Source organism: Erwinia billingiae Eb661, assembly GCF_000196615.1.
Lineage (GTDB): Bacteria > Pseudomonadota > Gammaproteobacteria > Enterobacterales > Enterobacteriaceae > Erwinia > Erwinia billingiae.
This window is the reverse complement of sequence record NC_014306.1, coordinates 4,948,308-4,966,543: the sequence shown is the minus strand read 5'-3', so window position 1 is coordinate 4,966,543 and position 18,236 is coordinate 4,948,308. Positions and strand designations below refer to the sequence as shown.

At 59.1% G+C, this 18,236-nt stretch carries 13 protein-coding genes; 7 read left to right on the top strand and 6 right to left on the bottom strand.

Annotation, left to right across the window (positions count from 1 at the left end; all coding sequences use genetic code 11):
- Nucleotides 1-16 precede the first annotated feature (16 nt).
- Together EBC_RS25915 and EBC_RS24035 are read left to right on the top strand one after the other, a co-directional pair.
- On the top strand, nt 17-208 hold the full coding sequence (locus EBC_RS25915) for a hypothetical protein (RefSeq protein ID WP_157868041.1): 192 nt from the start codon (nt 17-19) through the stop codon (nt 206-208).
- 64 nt (nt 209-272) lie between these two features.
- Nucleotides 273-1,268: an acyltransferase gene (locus EBC_RS24035; protein WP_041692463.1), complete on the top strand. Its 996-nt coding sequence runs from the start codon at nt 273-275 to the stop codon at nt 1,266-1,268.
- On the opposite strand, the gene malT is transcribed toward EBC_RS24035, so the two are convergent.
- Entirely contained in the window at nt 1,265-3,988 is a 2,724-nt protein-coding gene (gene malT, locus EBC_RS24030) for an HTH-type transcriptional regulator MalT (RefSeq protein WP_013204474.1), read from the bottom strand. The two genes, EBC_RS24035 and malT, sit on opposite strands and share 4 nt — an antisense overlap.
- A 363-nt stretch (nt 3,989-4,351) precedes the next feature.
- Between malT and malP the strand changes: the two genes are divergently transcribed.
- Complete coding sequence (malP, locus tag EBC_RS24025; protein WP_013204473.1) at nt 4,352-6,754, top strand: maltodextrin phosphorylase; 2,403 nt, start codon at nt 4,352-4,354, stop codon at nt 6,752-6,754.
- A gap of 9 nt (nt 6,755-6,763) precedes the next feature.
- A complete protein-coding gene (gene malQ, locus EBC_RS24020) occupies nt 6,764-8,845 on the top strand; it encodes a 4-alpha-glucanotransferase (protein ID WP_013204472.1) in 2,082 nt (693 codons plus the stop codon).
- A gap of 86 nt (nt 8,846-8,931) precedes the next feature.
- On the opposite strand, the gene malG is transcribed toward malQ, so the two are convergent.
- From malG to malE, 3 genes are read right to left on the bottom strand one after another with little or no spacing between them, the layout of a single operon-like run.
- On the bottom strand, nt 8,932-9,822 hold the full coding sequence (gene malG / locus EBC_RS24015) for a maltose ABC transporter permease MalG (protein ID WP_013204471.1): 891 nt from the start codon (nt 9,820-9,822) through the stop codon (nt 8,932-8,934).
- Nucleotides 9,823-9,831: 9 nt separating this feature from the next.
- Nucleotides 9,832-11,397: a maltose ABC transporter permease MalF gene (malF, locus tag EBC_RS24010; RefSeq protein WP_013204470.1), complete on the bottom strand. Its 1,566-nt coding sequence runs from the start codon at nt 11,395-11,397 to the stop codon at nt 9,832-9,834.
- Nucleotides 11,398-11,457: 60 nt separating this feature from the next.
- Nucleotides 11,458-12,657, bottom strand: coding sequence for a maltose/maltodextrin ABC transporter substrate-binding protein MalE (gene malE / locus EBC_RS24005; protein WP_013204469.1), 1,200 nt, complete (start codon nt 12,655-12,657; stop codon nt 11,458-11,460).
- Nucleotides 12,658-13,012: 355 nt separating this feature from the next.
- Here malE and malK point away from each other — a divergent pair, with 355 nt between their 5' ends.
- The 3 genes from malK to malM all read left to right on the top strand — a co-directional run bounded on the left by malK (nt 13,013) and on the right by malM (nt 16,632).
- Nucleotides 13,013-14,122, top strand: coding sequence for a maltose/maltodextrin ABC transporter ATP-binding protein MalK (gene malK / locus EBC_RS24000; protein WP_013204468.1), 1,110 nt, complete (start codon nt 13,013-13,015; stop codon nt 14,120-14,122).
- A 26-nt stretch (nt 14,123-14,148) separates the two neighbouring features.
- Entirely contained in the window at nt 14,149-15,447 is a 1,299-nt protein-coding gene (locus EBC_RS23995; protein WP_173363020.1) for a maltoporin, read from the top strand.
- A 285-nt stretch (nt 15,448-15,732) separates the two neighbouring features.
- Complete coding sequence (malM, locus tag EBC_RS23990) at nt 15,733-16,632, top strand: maltose operon protein MalM (RefSeq protein ID WP_041692462.1); 900 nt, start codon at nt 15,733-15,735, stop codon at nt 16,630-16,632.
- A 77-nt stretch (nt 16,633-16,709) separates the two neighbouring features.
- Here the strand turns inward: malM and EBC_RS23985 are convergent, their stop codons facing one another.
- Together EBC_RS23985 and EBC_RS23980 are read right to left on the bottom strand one after the other, a co-directional pair.
- Complete coding sequence (locus tag EBC_RS23985) at nt 16,710-17,633, bottom strand: GlxA family transcriptional regulator (RefSeq protein WP_013204465.1); 924 nt, start codon at nt 17,631-17,633, stop codon at nt 16,710-16,712.
- A gap of 1 nt (nt 17,634) precedes the next feature.
- Nucleotides 17,635-18,177: an isochorismatase family protein gene (locus EBC_RS23980; protein ID WP_013204464.1), complete on the bottom strand. Its 543-nt coding sequence runs from the start codon at nt 18,175-18,177 to the stop codon at nt 17,635-17,637.
- Nucleotides 18,178-18,236: the final 59 nt, after the last annotated feature.

Below are 18,236 nucleotides of genomic sequence, written 5' to 3'. Positions count from 1 at the left end.
AGCACAGGAGGCGCGTATGGGCACACCACGATTTACAGCTGAATATAAGGAAGAAGCCGTCCGTCAAATAACCGAACGCGGTTATTCCGTCGGCGAATCATCGCCCTATGATGGCGATCCCGCATCGCCATCCACTCAGGCTTTACCAACCCACAAGCTGGCTTTATCCGGTCGGCGTCCTCCGATTTCTCACCGCAAAGGTTGTTGAACAATCGCCGTCCGGCTACCCTCTGGTACGCACTAACGCTGGAACTGAGGACGGCATGACGGACATGAAGGAAAAGATTGGCTGGATAGATAATTTGCGCGCGGTGGCCTGTCTGATGGTGATCATGATCCATACCACCACCTGGTATGTGACCAACAGTACGGCCATCGGCGAGCACACCTGGGATGTTTCCAACCTGCTGAATTCCGCCTCGCGCGTGTGCGTGCCGCTTTTCTTTATGATTTCGGGTTATCTGTTCTTTGGTGAACGCAGTGCGCAGGGGCGGCATTTCCTGCGCATCGTGCTCTGTCTGGCCTTTTACAGCCTGGTGGCGCTGGCCTATATCACCTGGCTGACGCCAATCAATCAGGGGATTTCCATCAAGCACCTGCTGCAAAAGCCGGTGTTCTACCATCTGTGGTTCTTCTTCGCGATTATCCCGATCTACCTGCTTTCCCCGCTGATCCAGGTGAAAGCCGTGCGCGCTGGCTATCTGGCGATTGTGACGCTGGTGCTGGCAGTGCTGGCCAACCCGAATACCCTCGATCAATCGGTCGGGCCGTTCCACTGGCTGCCGCTCAATCTGTATCTCAGTGGGGACAGTTTTTACTACGTGCTGTACGCGCTGTTTGGCCGGGCGATTGGCATGATGGACACCAACCGACGCGGCGTCAGCTGGCTGGCGGGCGTAGTGTTTATTGCCAGCGTGGCGGGGATTGCGATGGGGACCAAAAAGCAGATGGCGATCAACGGTGCCTTTGCCGACACCTGGTATCTTTACTGCGGGCCGGTGGTATTTATTGCCGCGGTCAGCCTGCTGGTGCTGTTTAAAAACTGCCTCAATCAGCGACCGCTGCCGTTTCTGGCGCTAATCTCGCGCCATTCACTGCCGATTTATGGCTTCCACGCGCTGTTTATCCACTTTATGCGTACCCACCATCTGGACCACACCGACCATCCGTTTATCGATATCCCGCTGGTGTTTTCCCTGACGCTGGCGGGCAGTTTGCTGCTGGCGATGGGCCTGCGACGTATCGATAAGACCCATCTGGTGAGCTAGTGGTAACCCATCACCGACAGCAGATGCTGCGCCTGTTGCACCGCATCCTGACGGTGCGCAATGCCCATCTTCTGATACAGATTGCGGATGTGGGTTTTGATGGTGGTGGCCGCCACCGCCAGCTCTCCGGCGATCTGCTCGTTGCTGTAGCCGGAATAAATCAGCCCCAGCACCTGCCATTCGCGTTGGGTTAACGGGCTGGTGCGGATCAATTCCGGCACATGCGGATGGGTCAGCAGCTTGTTGACGAAGCTTTCATCAAAGTGGGCGAACTTGTGGCGATGGTGCTGATTCAGCTCGCGCAGGATCTGCTGCGCACGCCGCTGTTCCAGTTCCGGCAACAGGTTCAGCTGCAGCAGCTGCCTTAACTGCTGCGCCATCATCTCGCCTTCAATCACAAAGTGGCTGATAAAGCCGGTGCGGTTCGCCAGCCCCAGCGCTTCAATCAGCACCCGCTGCGCTTCACTTTTACGCCCGGTGTGCCAGTAAAGCAGATTACTTAACAGCAGGTTGCGGTTCAGATCGCTGAGCAGGCGCAGCTGGCGGGCATTGCTGTTCAGCTCGTCCAGCACCACTTCGGCCTCACTAAACTGTTCCAGCATAATCTGCACGCGGGCGATGGTGCGCCACTGGCCCTGCTGGAAATGATTATCCGCCACGCCGGGTTTACGCGTCTGTTGCAACCACTGCCGCGCCGCCGGTTTATTGGCGGTGATCTGCCAGTAAATTACGCGGATTTTATCGGTGTTGGTCAGCCAGTCGATATGGTATTTGCCGTGTTTCAGCAGGGTTTCGCAGCGTTGCAGATAGTGGTGGGCATTATCCAGCTGGCCCCGTGCCAGCGCGCATTTCGCCAACATCGCCAGGCACTGCAACTGCTGCTGCGGCTGGAAGTTAGTCAGTACCATCAGGCCCTGACGGGCGGCGGCTTCGGCATCATCCAGCCGCGACCAGGACCACAGCACCTGGGAACGCAACCGCAGCAGGAATTCGTGCAACGGCAACTGCTCAAGGTGCTGTTCGCGCACCAGCTCAAATGCGCGGTCCTGCATCTCAAAAGCGGCCTGCAAAAAGCCCTGCGCAATCAGGATTTCACTCTGTTGCAGCTGCGCCCACAGCGCGTAATGGTAGACCTGATAACGTCGGGCAATCTGCTCGGTCTGCTGCATTAGCGGCAGCGCACGGGCCAGATCGCCTTTGCAGTGCTGGATTTCGCCGGTGACCGAGGTCGCGACAATGCGGCTGTAATAACTGTCGTGCGGTAAAAAGCGCAGGGCTTCGGTCGCCAGCTGACCGGCCTCTTCCTGACGACCATCGTTAATCGCCACCTGCGCCCGCAGCGCATCGAATTCGGCAGTTAAATCGGGCGCCATCGCGATATTGCGCAACTGCATTTCCCCTTCGGCGCGGGACAGCAGCGCGTCCACTTCCTCATAACGGTGCAGGCTCTGGGCCAGCCAGGCCTGTAGCAGCACCAGCTTCGGATTGAGGATCATCTGGTCATACGGCAGCGCGTTCAGACACTCTTCCAGCAACGCCAGCTCGCTTTGATTAAACAGCGCCCAGGCATGTTGCAGCATGATATCGCGCAGCATGGTGGTGTCCTGCGCACCCAGCGCGTGGTGGATCGCCTCGGCCGGGAAACCCAGCGCCAGCCAGCCTTCGGCGGCGGCACGGTGAATGGCCGGGATTGCCGGCGCCAGCTCCCACTGGCAGCGCTGACGCAGGAAGGTGGCGAACAGCGGATGGAAGTTAAACCATTCGCCGGTGTCATCCATGCGGTGAATAAACAGCCCCTGGCTTTCCAGCGCTTCCAGACGCTGCTGACCGTTGTCGCCGCCCATCAGCCGGACGATCAGCGCATCGTTCATCGACCGCAGCAACGAGCAGCGCAGCAGAAAATCGCGGGTCGGCGCATCGACGCGATCCAGCACTTCTTCCACCAGATAGTGCGACAGGTGGCTGGCGTTAACCCCGGCCAGTTTCCGCGCGGATTGCTGCGTCGACTGCTGTGCCGGCGTGGTCGACTGGCGGGCGGACAGGGCGATCAGCTGTAACGCCGTGGCCCAACCGGCGACCTCGTCACACAGGCGATTACTGTCGGCCTGCTCAATGGGTTCGTTCAGGCGGCAGTCAAAAAACTGCTGCGTTTCAGGATGGGTAAACGCCAGCTGGGTGGAGTTCAGCTCCAGCAGCTGGTCGCGCACGCGCAGGTTGGCAATGCCTAATGGTGGCAGGGTGCGCGAGAGGATCAGCAGCGAGACATTTTCCGGCTGATGGCGCAGGAAAAAGCGCATGCCTTCGTGGATCGCCGCGTTGGAAATCAGATGATAGTCATCAATCACCAGCATCAGCGGCTGATCCCAGTCGGAAAGCTCAACAAACAGCTGCGCAAACAGCGCCGGCAGGCTGGCGTACTGATGCTTCTGGCTTAAGGCTTCGCTTTTGGCGCAGTGGCCGCTCGTCGCGTGTTGAATGGCGGCGATCAGGTAACTGACAAAGCGCTCAGGCTGATTATCACTTTCATCCAGCGAGTACCAGCCGAGGGTATTTTTGCCGGAGGCCCAGTGCGCCATCAGCGTGGTTTTGCCGTAACCCGCCGGGCTGGTCACCAGCGTCAGGCGGTAATTTTGTGCAGCGGAAAGTCTCGTCAACAAACGCTCGCGCACCACCGTATTTTGCAACCGCACCGGGCGGCTCAGTTTCGAAGGGATAAGCATAATGAGTATCTTTTGCCGGAGGTCAGAGGACAGTTTCCCCTTCTCTAACTGCCACAAAGCCGTGTTTGGGGGCTTCAGCGTAAGTTTTGTGGGGGGATTTAATTATTTTAGTGTGCGTAATTAATCAGTTTTCCTTAAGGTCTGCCTGGAACGTATTGATTGCAAGAACGTTACTGATTTTTGTTTCGTTTAGTCGCACTTCGTCACATTTTTAAAAATCAGATTTTCCATGCCTGGGCCCTGGGCTGACCTGCGGCTGACTACGCCCCCTTTTCTCCTCCCTCGCTAATCCCTGTCGGGAGGATGCCGCGCGATGGGTGAAGCTTCAGCATGGGAAAAATTTACCCGATGCGAGGAAAGGTGATGCAGGTTCAGTTTGATAAATCGGTGTTTCAGGCGGCGTTAACACGTCAGTGGCAGCGTTTTGGTTTACACCAGGCGCAGGAGATGACGCCGCACCAGTGGTGGCAGGCAACCAGCGCGGCGCTGTCGGAACAGCTGAATGCCAGCCCGCTGCCGCCCGCCGCGAAACAGCCGCAGCGGCACGTGAACTATATCTCGATGGAGTTTCTGATTGGCCGCCTGACCGCCAACAACCTGATTAACCTCGGCTGGATGGCGCCGGTGCAGGAAGTGCTGAAAGAACAGGGCGTTGAGCTGGCGGACGTGCTGGAGCAGGAGGTCGATCCGGCGCTGGGCAACGGCGGTTTAGGCCGGCTGGCGGCCTGTTTCCTCGACTCGATGGCCACCGTGGGCCAGCCGGCTACCGGTTATGGGCTGAACTACCAGTACGGTCTGTTCCGCCAGTCGTTCCGCGACGGCGAGCAGCAGGAAGCGCCGGATAACTGGCACCGCGAAAGCTATCCGTGGTTCTGCCACAACAGCGCGCTGTCGGTGGATGTTGGCTTTGGCGGCATGCTGCTGAAACAGGATGACGGACGCGAACACTGGATTCCGGAATTCTCCCTGCGCGGGGAAGCCTGGGACCTGCCGGTGGTGGGTTATCAGAATGGCGTCACCCAGCCGTTGCGCCTGTGGAAAGCGGGTGCGGTGCAGCCTTTTGATCTGGGCCGGTTTAACGACGGGGAATTCCTCAAGGCAGAAAAACAGGGCGTTGAGGCGGAAAAGTTGACCAAAGTGCTGTATCCCAACGATCACCATCAGGCCGGTAAACGTCTGCGCCTGATGCAGCAATATTTCCAGTGCGCCTGTTCAGTGGCCGATATTCTGCGCCGCCACCATTTCCTTGGCCGCAAAATTGAAGATTTACCGCGCTATGAGGTGATCCAGCTTAACGACACTCATCCGACCATCGCCATCCCGGAGCTGCTGCGCATTCTGCTGGACGAGCAACAGCTTGAGTGGGACGCCGCGTGGACCATTGTCAGCCAGACGTTTGCGTATACCAACCACACGCTGATGCCGGAAGCGCTGGAGTGCTGGGATGAAAAGCTGGTCCGCAGCCTGCTGCCGCGCCATTTCTCGCTGATTAAGCAGATCAATGCCCGCTTTAAAAAGGTGGTTGAGCAGCGCTGGCCTGGCGACAAACGCGTGTGGGAAAAGCTCTCTATCCACCAGAACAAGCAGGTGCGCATGGCGAATCTGTGTGTGGTCAGCGGCTTTGCGGTCAACGGCGTGGCCGCGCTGCATTCCGATTTGGTGGTCAAGGATCTGTTCCCGGAATATCACCAGCTGTGGCCGCAAAAATTCCATAACGTCACTAACGGCATCACGCCGCGCCGCTGGCTGAAGCAGTGTAATCCGGCGCTGGCCGCGCTGATCGACAGCAAGCTGAACGTCGAATGGCTGACCGATCTCGATGCGCTGAAAGGGCTGGAAGCCTTTGCCGATGACCGCGCGTTCCAGCAGGCTTACCAGAACATTAAGCAGGAAAACAAACGCCGTCTGACCCACTATGTTCAGCAAACGATGGGCATCACCCTCAATCCTGAGGCGATTTTCGATGTGCAGATCAAACGTCTGCATGAGTACAAACGTCAGCACCTTAACCTGCTGCATATTCTTTCGCTGTATCGCCAGCTGCGCGATAACCCGGAAAGAGACTGCGTGCCGCGCGTGTTCCTGTTTGGCGCCAAGGCCGCGCCGGGCTATTACCTGGCGAAAAATATCATTCACGCCATCAATAAGGTGGCGGAAAAAATCAATAACGACCCGCTGGTCGGCGATCGTCTGAAGGTGGTGTTTATCCCGGACTACAAGGTGTCGGTGGCGGAATTGATGATCCCGGCGGCGGACGTCTCAGAACAGATTTCAACGGCGGGCAAAGAAGCCTCCGGCACCGGCAATATGAAGCTGGCGCTGAACGGCGCGCTGACCGTCGGCACCCTCGACGGAGCCAACGTGGAGATTGCTGAACAGGTCGGCGATGAGCATATCTTTATCTTCGGCAAGACGGTTGATGAGGTGAAAGCCCTGCTGAGCGCGGGTTATGATCCGCTGAAGCTGCGTAAGCAGGATAAGCACCTGAACAGCCTGCTGAAAGAGCTGGAAAACGGTTTCTTTAGCGGCGGGGATAAAACCGCGTTCAAACCGCTGTTGGATAGCCTGCTGTCGGGCGGCGACCCGTATCTGGTGCTGGCGGACTTTGCCGATTACTGCGCGGCCCAGCAACGGGTGGACGTGCTGTACCGCGACGCCACGCAGTGGACGCGCAGTGCCATTCTGAACACCGCCCGCGTCGGGATGTTCAGTTCCGACCGATCGATCCGCGATTATCAACAGCGGATCTGGCAGGCGAAGCGCTGAGGAGCCCCGATGGAAAATAATGCACTTGAGCAGGCGGCCAGAGAGGCGGGCATTGCCTCCGGCTTTATTAACGCCCACGGCAAGCCTCAGGCGATTGCGGCTGAAACCAAACGCGACCTGCTGCAGGCGATGGGCTGGAACAACGATCGGCGGCCGCCGGCCAGGCCGGTGCCCACCGTCAGGGTGTTTACCGGCGGTGAGCGTTTTGCCCTGCCGGTTAACGGCGACGGCGATTTTAGCTGGCAGTTTCGCCAGGAGAGCGGCAGCGAGCAGCAGGGCAGGGTCAACGGCCGCATGACGCTGGCGCTGCCGGAGCCGATCGCGGCGGGCTATCACCGTTTGACGCTCACCCAGGGCACGCAGAGCTGGGAATGCCGGGTGATTGTCGCCCCGAAACGCTGCTTCGAACCGGAGCCGCTGCTGGCGGGGAAAAAGCTGTGGGGCGCCTGCGTGCAGCTGTATACGCTGCGCTCGGAGAGCAACTGGGGCATCGGCGATTTTGGCGATCTCGGCACGCTATTGAGTCAGGTCGCCTCACGCGGCGGCGCGTTTGTCGGCCTCAACCCGATCCACGCGCTCTGTCCCGGCGATCCGGAAGCGGCCAGCCCGTACAGTCCTTCGTCCCGCCGCTGGCTGAATATTATTTATATCGACGTCGCTGCGGTGCCCGATTTCAAGCACAGCGAGGCCGCGCAGCAGTGGTGGCAGGCGGCGGAAACGCAGCATGCTCTGCAGGCGGTGCGCGCCACCGACTGGGTGGATTACAGCGCGGTGATGGCACTCAAGCTGAAGGGGCTGCGTCTGGCCTACCCGCAATTTATGGCGCGCAAGGCGGATGATGCGCAGCGCCAGGCGTTTGCCCGCTTTGTGAAGCAAGGTGGCGAAAGCCTGTGGTTACAGGCGGCCTATGACGCGCTGTATGTCCATCTGGAGAAAGAAACCGGCAGGGCACAGGGCTGGAACGCCTGGCCGGACGCTTACCGCAACGCGCGCGGTCCGGTGGTGCGGGCGTTTTGCGAGCAGCAGGCGCCGGAGGTGGAGTTTTACCTGTGGCTGCAGTGGCTGGCCGAAACGCAGATTGAACGCTGTTATCAGCTCAGCCAGCAGGCCGCGATGCCGATTGGCTTATACCGCGATCTGGCGGTGGGCGTGGTGGAAGGCGGCGCGGAAACCTGGGGTGATGGCGAGCTGTACTGCCTGAAAGCCTCGGTCGGCGCGCCGCCGGACATCCTCGGTCCGCAGGGGCAAAACTGGGATTTGCGGCCGATGGATCCCTGGGCGATGGTCAACCGGGGCTATCAGCCTTTTATCGATCTGCTGCGATCCAATATGATCCACTGCGGCGCGCTGCGGATTGATCATGTGATGGCGCTGCTGCGTCTGTGGTGGATCCCGGCGGGTGAAACCGCCGATAAGGGGGCCTACGTGCAGTACCCGGTTGACGATCTGCTGGCCATTCTGGCACTGGAAAGTCAGCGCCACCGCTGCATGGTGATTGGCGAAGACCTGGGCACGGTGCCGGTGGAGATTGTCAGCAAGCTGCGTGAAGGCGGCGTTTACTCCTACAAAGTGCTCTACTTTGAGCGTGATGCGGAGAACAGCTTCCGCGCGCCGCAGTCCTATCCGGTGCAGGCGATGGCGACGCTGACCACCCACGATTTACCGACGCTGCGCAGCTACTGGCAGGCGGACGATTTAACGCTGGGTAAAACGCTGGGGCTGTACACCGATGACGCGGTGCTGGAGACGCTGTACGCCGACCGGGCGAAGGCCCGTCAGGGCTTGCTGGATGGCCTGCATCACTATGGCTGCGTGCCGGTGAAAACCGCGCACCGGGCCGCCCAACTGACGCCGGCGATCCGTCGTGGCCTGCAACGCTATGTGGCGGACAGCGCCAGCGCGCTGCTGGGGCTGCAACCGGAAGACTGGTTGGATATGGCCGCGCCGGTTAACGTGCCGGGCACCAGCGATCAGTATCCGAACTGGCGACGCAAGCTGTCGCAGACGCTGGAAGCGATGTTTGCCGATGCCGAAGTGAACAGCCTGATTCAGGATCTGGATAAGCGCCGCAGGAAAGTGTCGGTCCTCTGACCGGACGCAGGCATAAAAAAGGGTGGCCTTGAAGGCCACCCAGGACACAGGACTAGCTGTAATAACCGTATTACAGGTAAAAAATCTTAACCCTTCACCCCTCCCGCCGTCAGCCCACCCACTAACCAACGTTGCGCGATCAGGAACACTGCGGTGATCGGGATGGCCGATAAGATGGCCGCCGCCGCGAAGTCGCCCCACAGGTAATTTTGCGGATTCAGGTACTGTTGCATGCCCACCGCCAGCGTGTAGCTGTTGACGTCACGCAGCAGCAGCGACGCCACCGGCACTTCGGTAATGGCGGCAATAAACGACAGAATAAACACCACCGCCAGGATCGGCACCGACAGCGGCAGCAGCACCAGGCGGAACGCCTGCCACGGCGAGGCACCGTCCAGCGACGCCGCTTCTTCCAGCGAGTTATCGATGGTTTCGAAGTAGCCTTTGATGGTCCAGACGTGCAGCGCGATGCCGCCCATATAGGCAAAAATCACCCCGCCGTGGGTGTTCAGCCCAAGGAAGGGCACGTACACGCCTAAGCGGTCAAACAACGCGTACAGGGCGACCAGCGACAGCACCGCCGGGAACATCTGGAAAATCAGCATCCCCTTCAGCAGCGAGCTTTTGCCGCGAAACTTCATGCGGGCAAAGGCGTAGGCGCAGGTGGTGGACAGGGTGACGATGCCGGCGGCGGTGATCACCGCAATCTTGATCGAGTTCCATAACCACAGCATCACCGGGAACGGTGGCGGCGTGACGCTGCCGTCGCTGTTGGTGACGGCGATCCCCAGCGCCAGCTTCCAGTGATCCCAGGAAACCGTCTCCGGGATCAGGCTGCCGGTGGCAAAGTTGCCGGGCCGCAGCGAGATGGCAAACACCATCAGCAGCGGAAACAGGATCAGCGCGACAAAGCTCAGTAATAACAGGTGCGTCACCAGCAGCCTGAGCCGCTGAGACTTCGGTTTAACCATGGCCATAACGCCTCCTTAATCGAATTTCATTCGTGACGCTTTCAGATTGATGGCCGCCAGGCCGCCAACCAGCAGGAAAATCAGCGTGGCGATTGCCGCCGCCAGACCAAAGTCCTGGCCGCCGCCGCCTTCAAAGGCGATGCGCCAGGTGTAGCTGACCAGCAGATCGGTATGCCCGGCCGGTGTGGTGGTGCCCAGCCGGTCCGGGCCGCCGTTAGTCAGCAGCTGGATCAGCACAAAGTTATTAAAGTTAAAGGCAAAGCTGGCAATCATCAGCGGCGTCAGCGGCTTAATCAGCAGCGGCAGCGTGATGCGGAAGAAGTTCTGCACCGGCGTGGCACCATCCATTGCCGAGGCTTCATATAGGTCGTCGGGAATGGCTTTCAGCAGGCCCATACACAAAATCATCATGTAGGGATAACCGAGCCAGGTGTTGACGATAATCAGCATGGTTTTGGCGGTCAGCGGGTCGCTGAACCACGCCGGTTTGATGCCGAACAGGGTGCTGAGCACCAGGTTGATCTCGCCGAAGCTCTGGTTGAATAACCCTTTGAAAATCAGGATGGAAATAAACGCCGGTACCGCATACGGCAGGATCAGCAGCAGGCGATAGGCCGCCTTGCCTTTCAGTTCATCCCACTGCACCACGCAGGCCAGCACCATGCCGACCGCGGTGGTCAGGACAACCGTCAGCAGCGAGAACACCACCGTCCAGACAAAAATCGACAGGAACGGCTTCTGGATGCCGTCATCCTGCACCACGCGCAGGAAGTTTTTCCAGCCAATACCGACGGTAAAACCGGGGCTCAGCACCTCGGTTTCCCAGCCGCCTTTGGCATCAATCGCCTGATAAAAACCGCTGTCCATATTGGGACGGTACACCTTGCCGCTCTGGCTGTCGGTCAGCAGATTATCGCTCTTGCTGAGCTGATACAGCGGCTGGGTGCCAGAGAACTGGCGCAGCGAACTCATGCGCAGCTGGGTGCCGTCAGCCAGTCTGGCGGAGAGCTGGCTTAATGCCTGACGATTCTGGGTGATCACCCGCAGCCCGGCTTTCTCCGTCTCCGGCAGGGTTTGCGCCGCCATCTCCAGCGTTTGTGGCGTGGTGGCGTTAAAGGCGAACGGTTTGGAGACCATCACCGCACCGTTTTCCGGCGAGGTCAGGGCCAGCTGCCACCGATCGCCATCCGGATAGAGCGCGAAGTTCCAGGCGTTATCGGCGCTGAACTGCCGGTCCATCAGCACGCTCTGCGCCCGCTCGAAGGTCAGCTGGTGGACGCTGCTGTAGTTGGTAAAGGCGATGGCGATGGTGCACACCAGCGGGAACAGCACGAACAGGGCCATGCCCGCCAGGCCGGGATAGACGTAGCGCCAGGCGTACGCGCGGCGGTTGCCATAAATAAACAGGCCGAGGCTTGAGAGAAGGAGCGTCAGAATGGCGAACAGGTACTCTCCCTGCGCATACATCAGCACAATCAAATAACCGGCCAGCAGGGCAAAAAGCACGATCAGCGCCCTGGCGATCGCGGTTTTCAGCGGTCGTTTGGCAGACGTTGTCAGGCTGGTCTGAGCGAAAGGCATAGCAGCAATCCTTGTGGAATCAGGGCTGCAAGCAGCCCTTTATTTCAGCTAACGCTAAGGTTATTTCGTGACGCGGGTTTCAACATCTTTCAACGCCTGCGGCACGGTCTGACGGCCATTGACCGCGTTGATGATCGCGCTGCGTTCGGCGTACCAGAAGGCACTCATTTGCGGGATGTTCGGCATGATTTCGCCATTTTTGGAGTTGGCCATGGTGGCGGCAATGCGCGGGTCGCTTTCCAGTTTCTGCTGGTACGACTTCAGCGCCACCGCACCCAGCGGCTTATCCTTGTTGACGGCGGCCAGGCCCGCATCGGTGATCAGGTAGTTTTCGATAAACTCCTTCGCCAGTTCCTTATTCGGGCTGGCGGCGTTGATGCCGGCGGTCAGCACGCCAACAAAGGGTTTCGACGGCTTGCCGTGGAAGGTTGGCAGCAGCGCGACGCCGTAGTTGATCTTGCTCTTATCGAGGTTTGACCAGGCCCACGGACCGTCGATGGTCAGCGCGGTTTGCCCTTTGTTGAAGGCGGCTTCGGAAATCGAGTAGTCGGTGTCGGCGCTGATGTGCTTGTTTTTCACCAGATCGACGATGAACTGTAATCCAGCTTTCGAGCCTTCATTGTTGACGCCGGTGTTTTTGATGTCGTATTTGCCGTCAACATACTTGAAGGCATAGCCGCCATCGGCCGCGATAATTGGCCAGGTGAAGTAGGGTTCCTGCAGGTTCCACATGATGGCGCTTTTGCCCTGAGCCTTCAGCGTCTTGTCCAGCGCCGGGATCTCTTCCCAGGTTTTCGGCGGGGTTTTCACCAGGTCTTTGTTGTAAATCAGCGACAGCGACTCTACCGCCACCGGGTAACCGATCAGCTTGCCGTTAAAGGTGACCGCATCCCAGGTGAACGGGAACAGCTTGTCCTTAAAGGCTTTGTCCGGGCTGACTTCGGCCACCAGGCCCGACTGGGCATAGCCACCAAAACGGTCATGGGCCCAGAAGATGATGTCCGGGCCGTCGCCGGTGGCGGCCACCTGCGGATACTTCTCTTCCAGCTTGTCAGGGTGTTCGACCGTGACCTTAATGCCGGTGTCCTTTTCAAACTGCTTACCGACTTCGGCGAGGCCGTTATAGCCTTTATCGCCGTTGATCCAGATCACCAGCTTGCCTTCTTCGATTTTGGCGAAGGCGGACGACGAGAGCACCAGCGTAGCCAGCGCGGAAACTGCGACAGTGTGTTTGATAACGTTCTTGATGCTGAGGGCCATAATCCAGTCCTTTCATTGCTGTGGGGCTTGGCCCCAGACGGAGAAGCGAGGGTACGATGCCAGTGTGGCGTTAACCCCCTGGGGCTTCATCATCCCCCCGCCTACGCCCCCACCTCTCAGATTGTGACGCCGCTAGCAATGCCTTCAGTAATCCCGCCTGCGCGCCGTTATTCGCCATCGTTTTTTGCAGCGCAGATCACGAAACGCGCTTTTGCCCGGCCCGTTCCGGCCCGCGCCGCGACTTCTCATCCTCCCTGCTCCTCCCCCACAAAAATCCCGCCGCCGGAGGATTACGCCCGCCGGGGATGTCGTCATGCTGCGTGGCATTCAGTCGTCCACATTCACAGGAGTCCAGATGGCGAGCGTTTCCCTCAGCGGCGTATATAAAGCCTTCGGTGAGACCGTGATTTCCAGCGACATCAATCTGGAGATAGAAGAAGGCGAGTTCGTGGTCTTCGTCGGGCCATCGGGCTGCGGAAAATCCACCCTGCTGCGGATGATCGCCGGGCTGGAGGAGATCACCGCCGGTGAGCTGAAGATTGGCAATCAGCGCATGAATGAGGTGCCGCCTGCCGGCCGCGGGATCGGCATGGTGTTTCAGTCCTACGCCCTCTATCCGCACCTGTCGGTGGCCGAAAACATGTCGTTTGGCCTCAAGCTGTCGCGCACCAAAAAAGCCGAGATTGACCGGCGGGTGAACCAGGTCTCCGAAGTGTTGCAGCTGGCGCACCTGCTCGACCGCCGTCCAAAAGCGCTGTCCGGCGGGCAACGTCAGCGCGTGGCGATTGGCCGCACGCTGGTGGCAGAGCCGACGGTATTTTTGCTCGATGAACCGCTCTCTAACCTCGATGCGGCGCTGCGTGTGCAGATGCGCATTGAGATCTCCCGACTGCATAAGCGCCTGAAGCGCACGATGATTTACGTCACCCACGATCAGGTTGAAGCGATGACGCTGGCCGACAAAATCGTGGTGCTGAACGCCGGCAAGATCGCCCAGATTGGCAAGCCGCTGGCGCTTTACCACTATCCCGCCAACCGCTTTGTCGCCGGCTTTATTGGCTCGCCGAAAATGAACTTCCTGCCGGTAAAAGTGGTGGCCGTCGAGCCTGACCGCGTGCAGGTCGAGCTGCCCGATCGCCAGTGGGTCTGGCTGTCGGTATCCGGCAGTGACGTCATTGTCGGCAGCAACCTTTCGCTGGGTATTCGCCCTGAACACCTGCTGCCCGGTGACCGCGCCGAAATCGCGCTGTCCGGCGAAGTGCAGGTGGTCGAGCAGCTCGGCAACGAAACACAGATCCACATCCAGATTCCGGCAATTCGTCAAAACCTGGTTTACCGCCAGAACGACGTGGTGCTGGTAGAAGAAGGTGCAACATTCGCAATCGGCCTGCCGCCACACCGCTGTCATCTGTTCCGTGAAGACGGGACGGCCTGTCGCCGGTTACACCCGGAGCCGGGCGTTTAAATGCACATGTCCCCCTACAGGAGAAGATGATGATAACAATACGTAATTCCTCTCTGGCGCTGGCAGTGGCTGCAGGCGTCCTTTCCACACAGGCAATGGCGGTGGATTTCACCGGTTATGCGCGTTCCGGTATTGGCTGGTCTGGCAGCGGCGGCGAGCAGCAATGTTTCAAGGCGACCGGGGCGGAGAGTAAATACCGTCTGGGTAACGAGTGCGAAACTTATGCCGAATTACGACTGGGCCAGGAAATCTGGAAACAGGGCGATAAGAGCTTCTATTTCAACAGTAACGTGGCGTACTCCGTTTCACAGCAGAATGACTGGGAAGCAACCGATCCGGCTTTCCGTGAAGCCAACGTGTTAGGTAAGAACCTGATCGAATGGTTACCAGGCTCCACCCTCTGGGCAGGTAAGCGCTTCTACCAGCGTCATGACGTGCATATGATCGACTTCTACTACTGGGACATTTCCGGTCCCGGTGCCGGTCTGGAAGATGTGGATGTCGGCTTTGGTAAGCTTTCTATCGCCGCCACGCGTAATACCGAAAGCGGCGGCTCCTTTGGCTATATCGCCGACCAGCGTAACGAACTGCCGACCTCTAACGACGTGTTCGACGTCCGTCTGGCCGGGATTGAAACCAACCCTGGCGGCGTGCTGGAGCTGGGTGTGGACTACGGCCGCGCCAACGCGCGTGACGGCTATACGCTGGATGACAATGCCACCAAAGATGGCTGGTTACTGACCGCAGAACACACGCAGAGCATTTATAACGGCTACAACAAATTCGTCGTGCAGTACGCGGCGGACTCGATGACCGATCCGAACACCGGTTCGTCCAACGGCCACTCCAACGGCGGCGCAATCAACAACAACGGCAACATGCTGCGCGTGCTGGACCACGGTGCCATCGACTTTAACGATACCTGGGGCCTGATGTACGTGGCGATGTATCAGGATACCGATCGCGATAACAATAACGGCACCACCTGGTACACCGTCGGCGTGCGTCCGATGTACAAATGGACGCCGATCATGAGCACCTTGCTGGAAGCGGGTTACGACAACGTGAAGTCCCAGCGTACCGGCGACCGCAACGGCCAGTACAAATTGACCCTGGCGCAGCAGTGGCAGGCGGGCGACAGCATCTGGTCCCGTCCGGCGATCCGCCTGTTCGCCACCTATGCCAAGTGGGATGAGAAGTGGGGTTACGACACCGATGCGGGCGTGGATAACGGCCTGGCGATGAACGACACCAGTGCGCGGACGTTCAGCCGGGGGAACGACGATGAGGTGACGTTTGGGGCCCAGATGGAAGTCTGGTGGTAATTTTTTCCGTCCGCCTTCGCGCTGCAGGGGCGTTGGCCGCGCCTCCTCGCCCCGGTCACGTAGTTATCTACGCTCCCGGGGACTTGGACGCTTGCCGCCTTCCTGCAACACGAATGCGTTTGGAAAAAAAATTTACCACCTTCTGAGTTTGCACTGACGGGCACCTGAGCCACTCAATGATGGTGAGGTTTGTGGCAGGGGTTGAGTAGAAAAAACATGATGTGCTGGCTGGTGGGTTATCCGTATAAACCGCCAGCCTTCAGGGTGATTTCAAAGGAAACAATGATGAAAAAGAATCTGCTGTCACTGTGTCTGTCGTTGAGCCTGCTGACTGCTGCACCTGCGGTGGTGAATGCGGCGCAGAATGATGCGAATACCGCTCCGGCGATTGCAAGCCAGACCTTACGTAACCTGTCGTGGACGCCGCTGGTGCCGCCAGTGACGCAGGATGTGACGCTTGGGATGTCCAGCGCACAGATTAATCAGGGGCAAATTCAGGGCGCGGTGGCGGCATTCGCCTTGCCTGCCGACCGGGGTTCGCTGGAGATTACCCTGACCAGTATCGCCACCGGCAAAACCGTGTATGCGCCAAATGTTCTGGTGCTGGATGAGCAGATGCGTCCGGCGGCCTTTTATCCTTCCAGCTACTTCCCTTACGAGAAGCCGGGCATTGTGTCCAGCGACCGGCTGGAAGGGACGCTGAAGCTGACCCCGGCGCTGGGGCAGAAACAAATTTACCTGCTGGTGTACACCACCCGCAACGATCTGGATGCCACCACGCAGATGGTTAACCCGGCCAAAGCCTATGCCGCTGGCGTGGGCAACGCGGTGCCGGATATCCCGGACCCTGTGGCGCGTCATACGCCAACCGGCACCTTGAGCCTGAAGGTCACCGCCGAGCAGAAAGCCGGTAACGTGATGATTGGGCAGATCTTCCCGTCATCCGCACCGGCCGAAGCAGCACCGGTGGTGGTTGGCAGCACGCAGGCACCTGCGCCAGCGCCAGCCGCACCGGCCAAACCGTCAGAGCCGATGCTGGACGATTCGGATGCCTGGTTTAACGAGTCGATTAAGAAGGCCGTCAAAGCCGGAGACGTGGATAAAGCGCTGAAACTGCTGGATGAAGCGGAGCGTCTGGGCTCGAAAACCGCCCGTAAAACCTTTATCGAGAGCGTGAAGAAGTAAATTTCAAGGCTGAATAACAGAAGGGCGGACAGAGAAATCTGCCCGCCCTTTTTTGATGCGGGTTAACTGACAGAAGACTAAGGCGCTTCCCAGCGCTGCAATGCCCGACGCAGCTGACGCGATGACGAGAACCCGGCAGACAACGCGGCTTTTTCGGCCCCTTCACCCTGTTGCAGGCGCTGGCGGGCAATGGCGATGCGCAGCTGCTCGTGATAATCGCGCACGCTGATGCCCAGATGTTGCCTGAACAGCCGCGTCAGGTGGCGTGGGCTGATATGCACCTTGCCGGCAATCTCCTCCAGCTGCCACTCCCGTTCGGGTTGGACAACCAGCAAATCCTGGGTGCGGTGAATGGCCGGATGCATATGATTGCGATAGCGCAGCCAGGGCGACAGCTGCGGATCCTCACCGGAGCGGCGGAAGTAGACCACCATTTCACGCGCGACGTTAAGCGCAGTCTGCGAGCCGCACAGCTGGTGGATCAGGTGCAGCGACAGGTCGATGCCAGCGGTAATGCCGGCGCTGGTCCAGATGCCACGATCTTCGACAAAGATGCGGTTTTCCTTCACGATCGCCGTCGGATCGGCCTTTTTCAGGCGGGTGATCACTTCATGATGGCTGGTGCACTGCACGCCGCTCAGCAGGCCGGCTTTTGCTGCCAGGATGGTGCCGGAACAGACGCACACCAACGAAATCTTGCGGTCATGGATATCCGGCTGCTGGCGCATCAGCCAATTGCGCGCGGCCACGCCCTGCGGCGTATCAAACCCGCGACTGGAATCCTCCACGCCGGGCACGATAAGCAGGCTCCCGGCGGGCAGGCGATCGGGCAACGGCTCGATGCGGCTGACGGTCATCTCGGTGGAGGTCATGATGCTCTCCTCCGGGCCGATATAGCGCAGCGAGAACGCGCCCGCTGCCAGCTTCAGCGTTTCCGCCGGGCCGGTCACATCCAGCGAAACAATGCCTGGCACCATCAAAAACCACACCGGGATAGTCATCTTATGGCAACTCCTGCAGACACTCCTCCACGGTACGGATGGAGGCGAATCGGTTGATCAGCACGGCTTCAGTATGATGACGCAGGTCAGCGATACTCAGCGTGATGCGGTTATGGCTAATCGGGAAGGTCAGCGTCGCTTCGGTCACGAACGTCACCCTATACCCCAGATCGGACGCCACGCGGGCGGTGGTTTCGCAGCACTGTTCGGTGCGCAAACCACAAATAATCACATGATCGATTTTCTGCTCGCGCAGCCACGGCTCCAGCCCGGATTCGGTCAGCGCGTTATGCACTCGCTTCTGGACGGTTTTCGCCACCTTATGGTTGAGGAACGGCAGACGCTCAACCAGGCCAGAGGCCAGCGAAAACGGGCCATGATCTTCCACATGGAACACATCAACAATCGGAATGCCACGAACATGGCAGCCGCCAATCAGCGCGCTGATACTGCGTTCAAACGCCGGCATCTCGACCGTATCCTGGTAACCACGATGATAGAAGGACTGCTGTGCGTCAATCACTAAAAGGACGGTATTGGACATTTACGGACTCCACTGGAAGAGGGTATAGCCCAATGATGGCGGGAAAGGGCAGGTCAAAG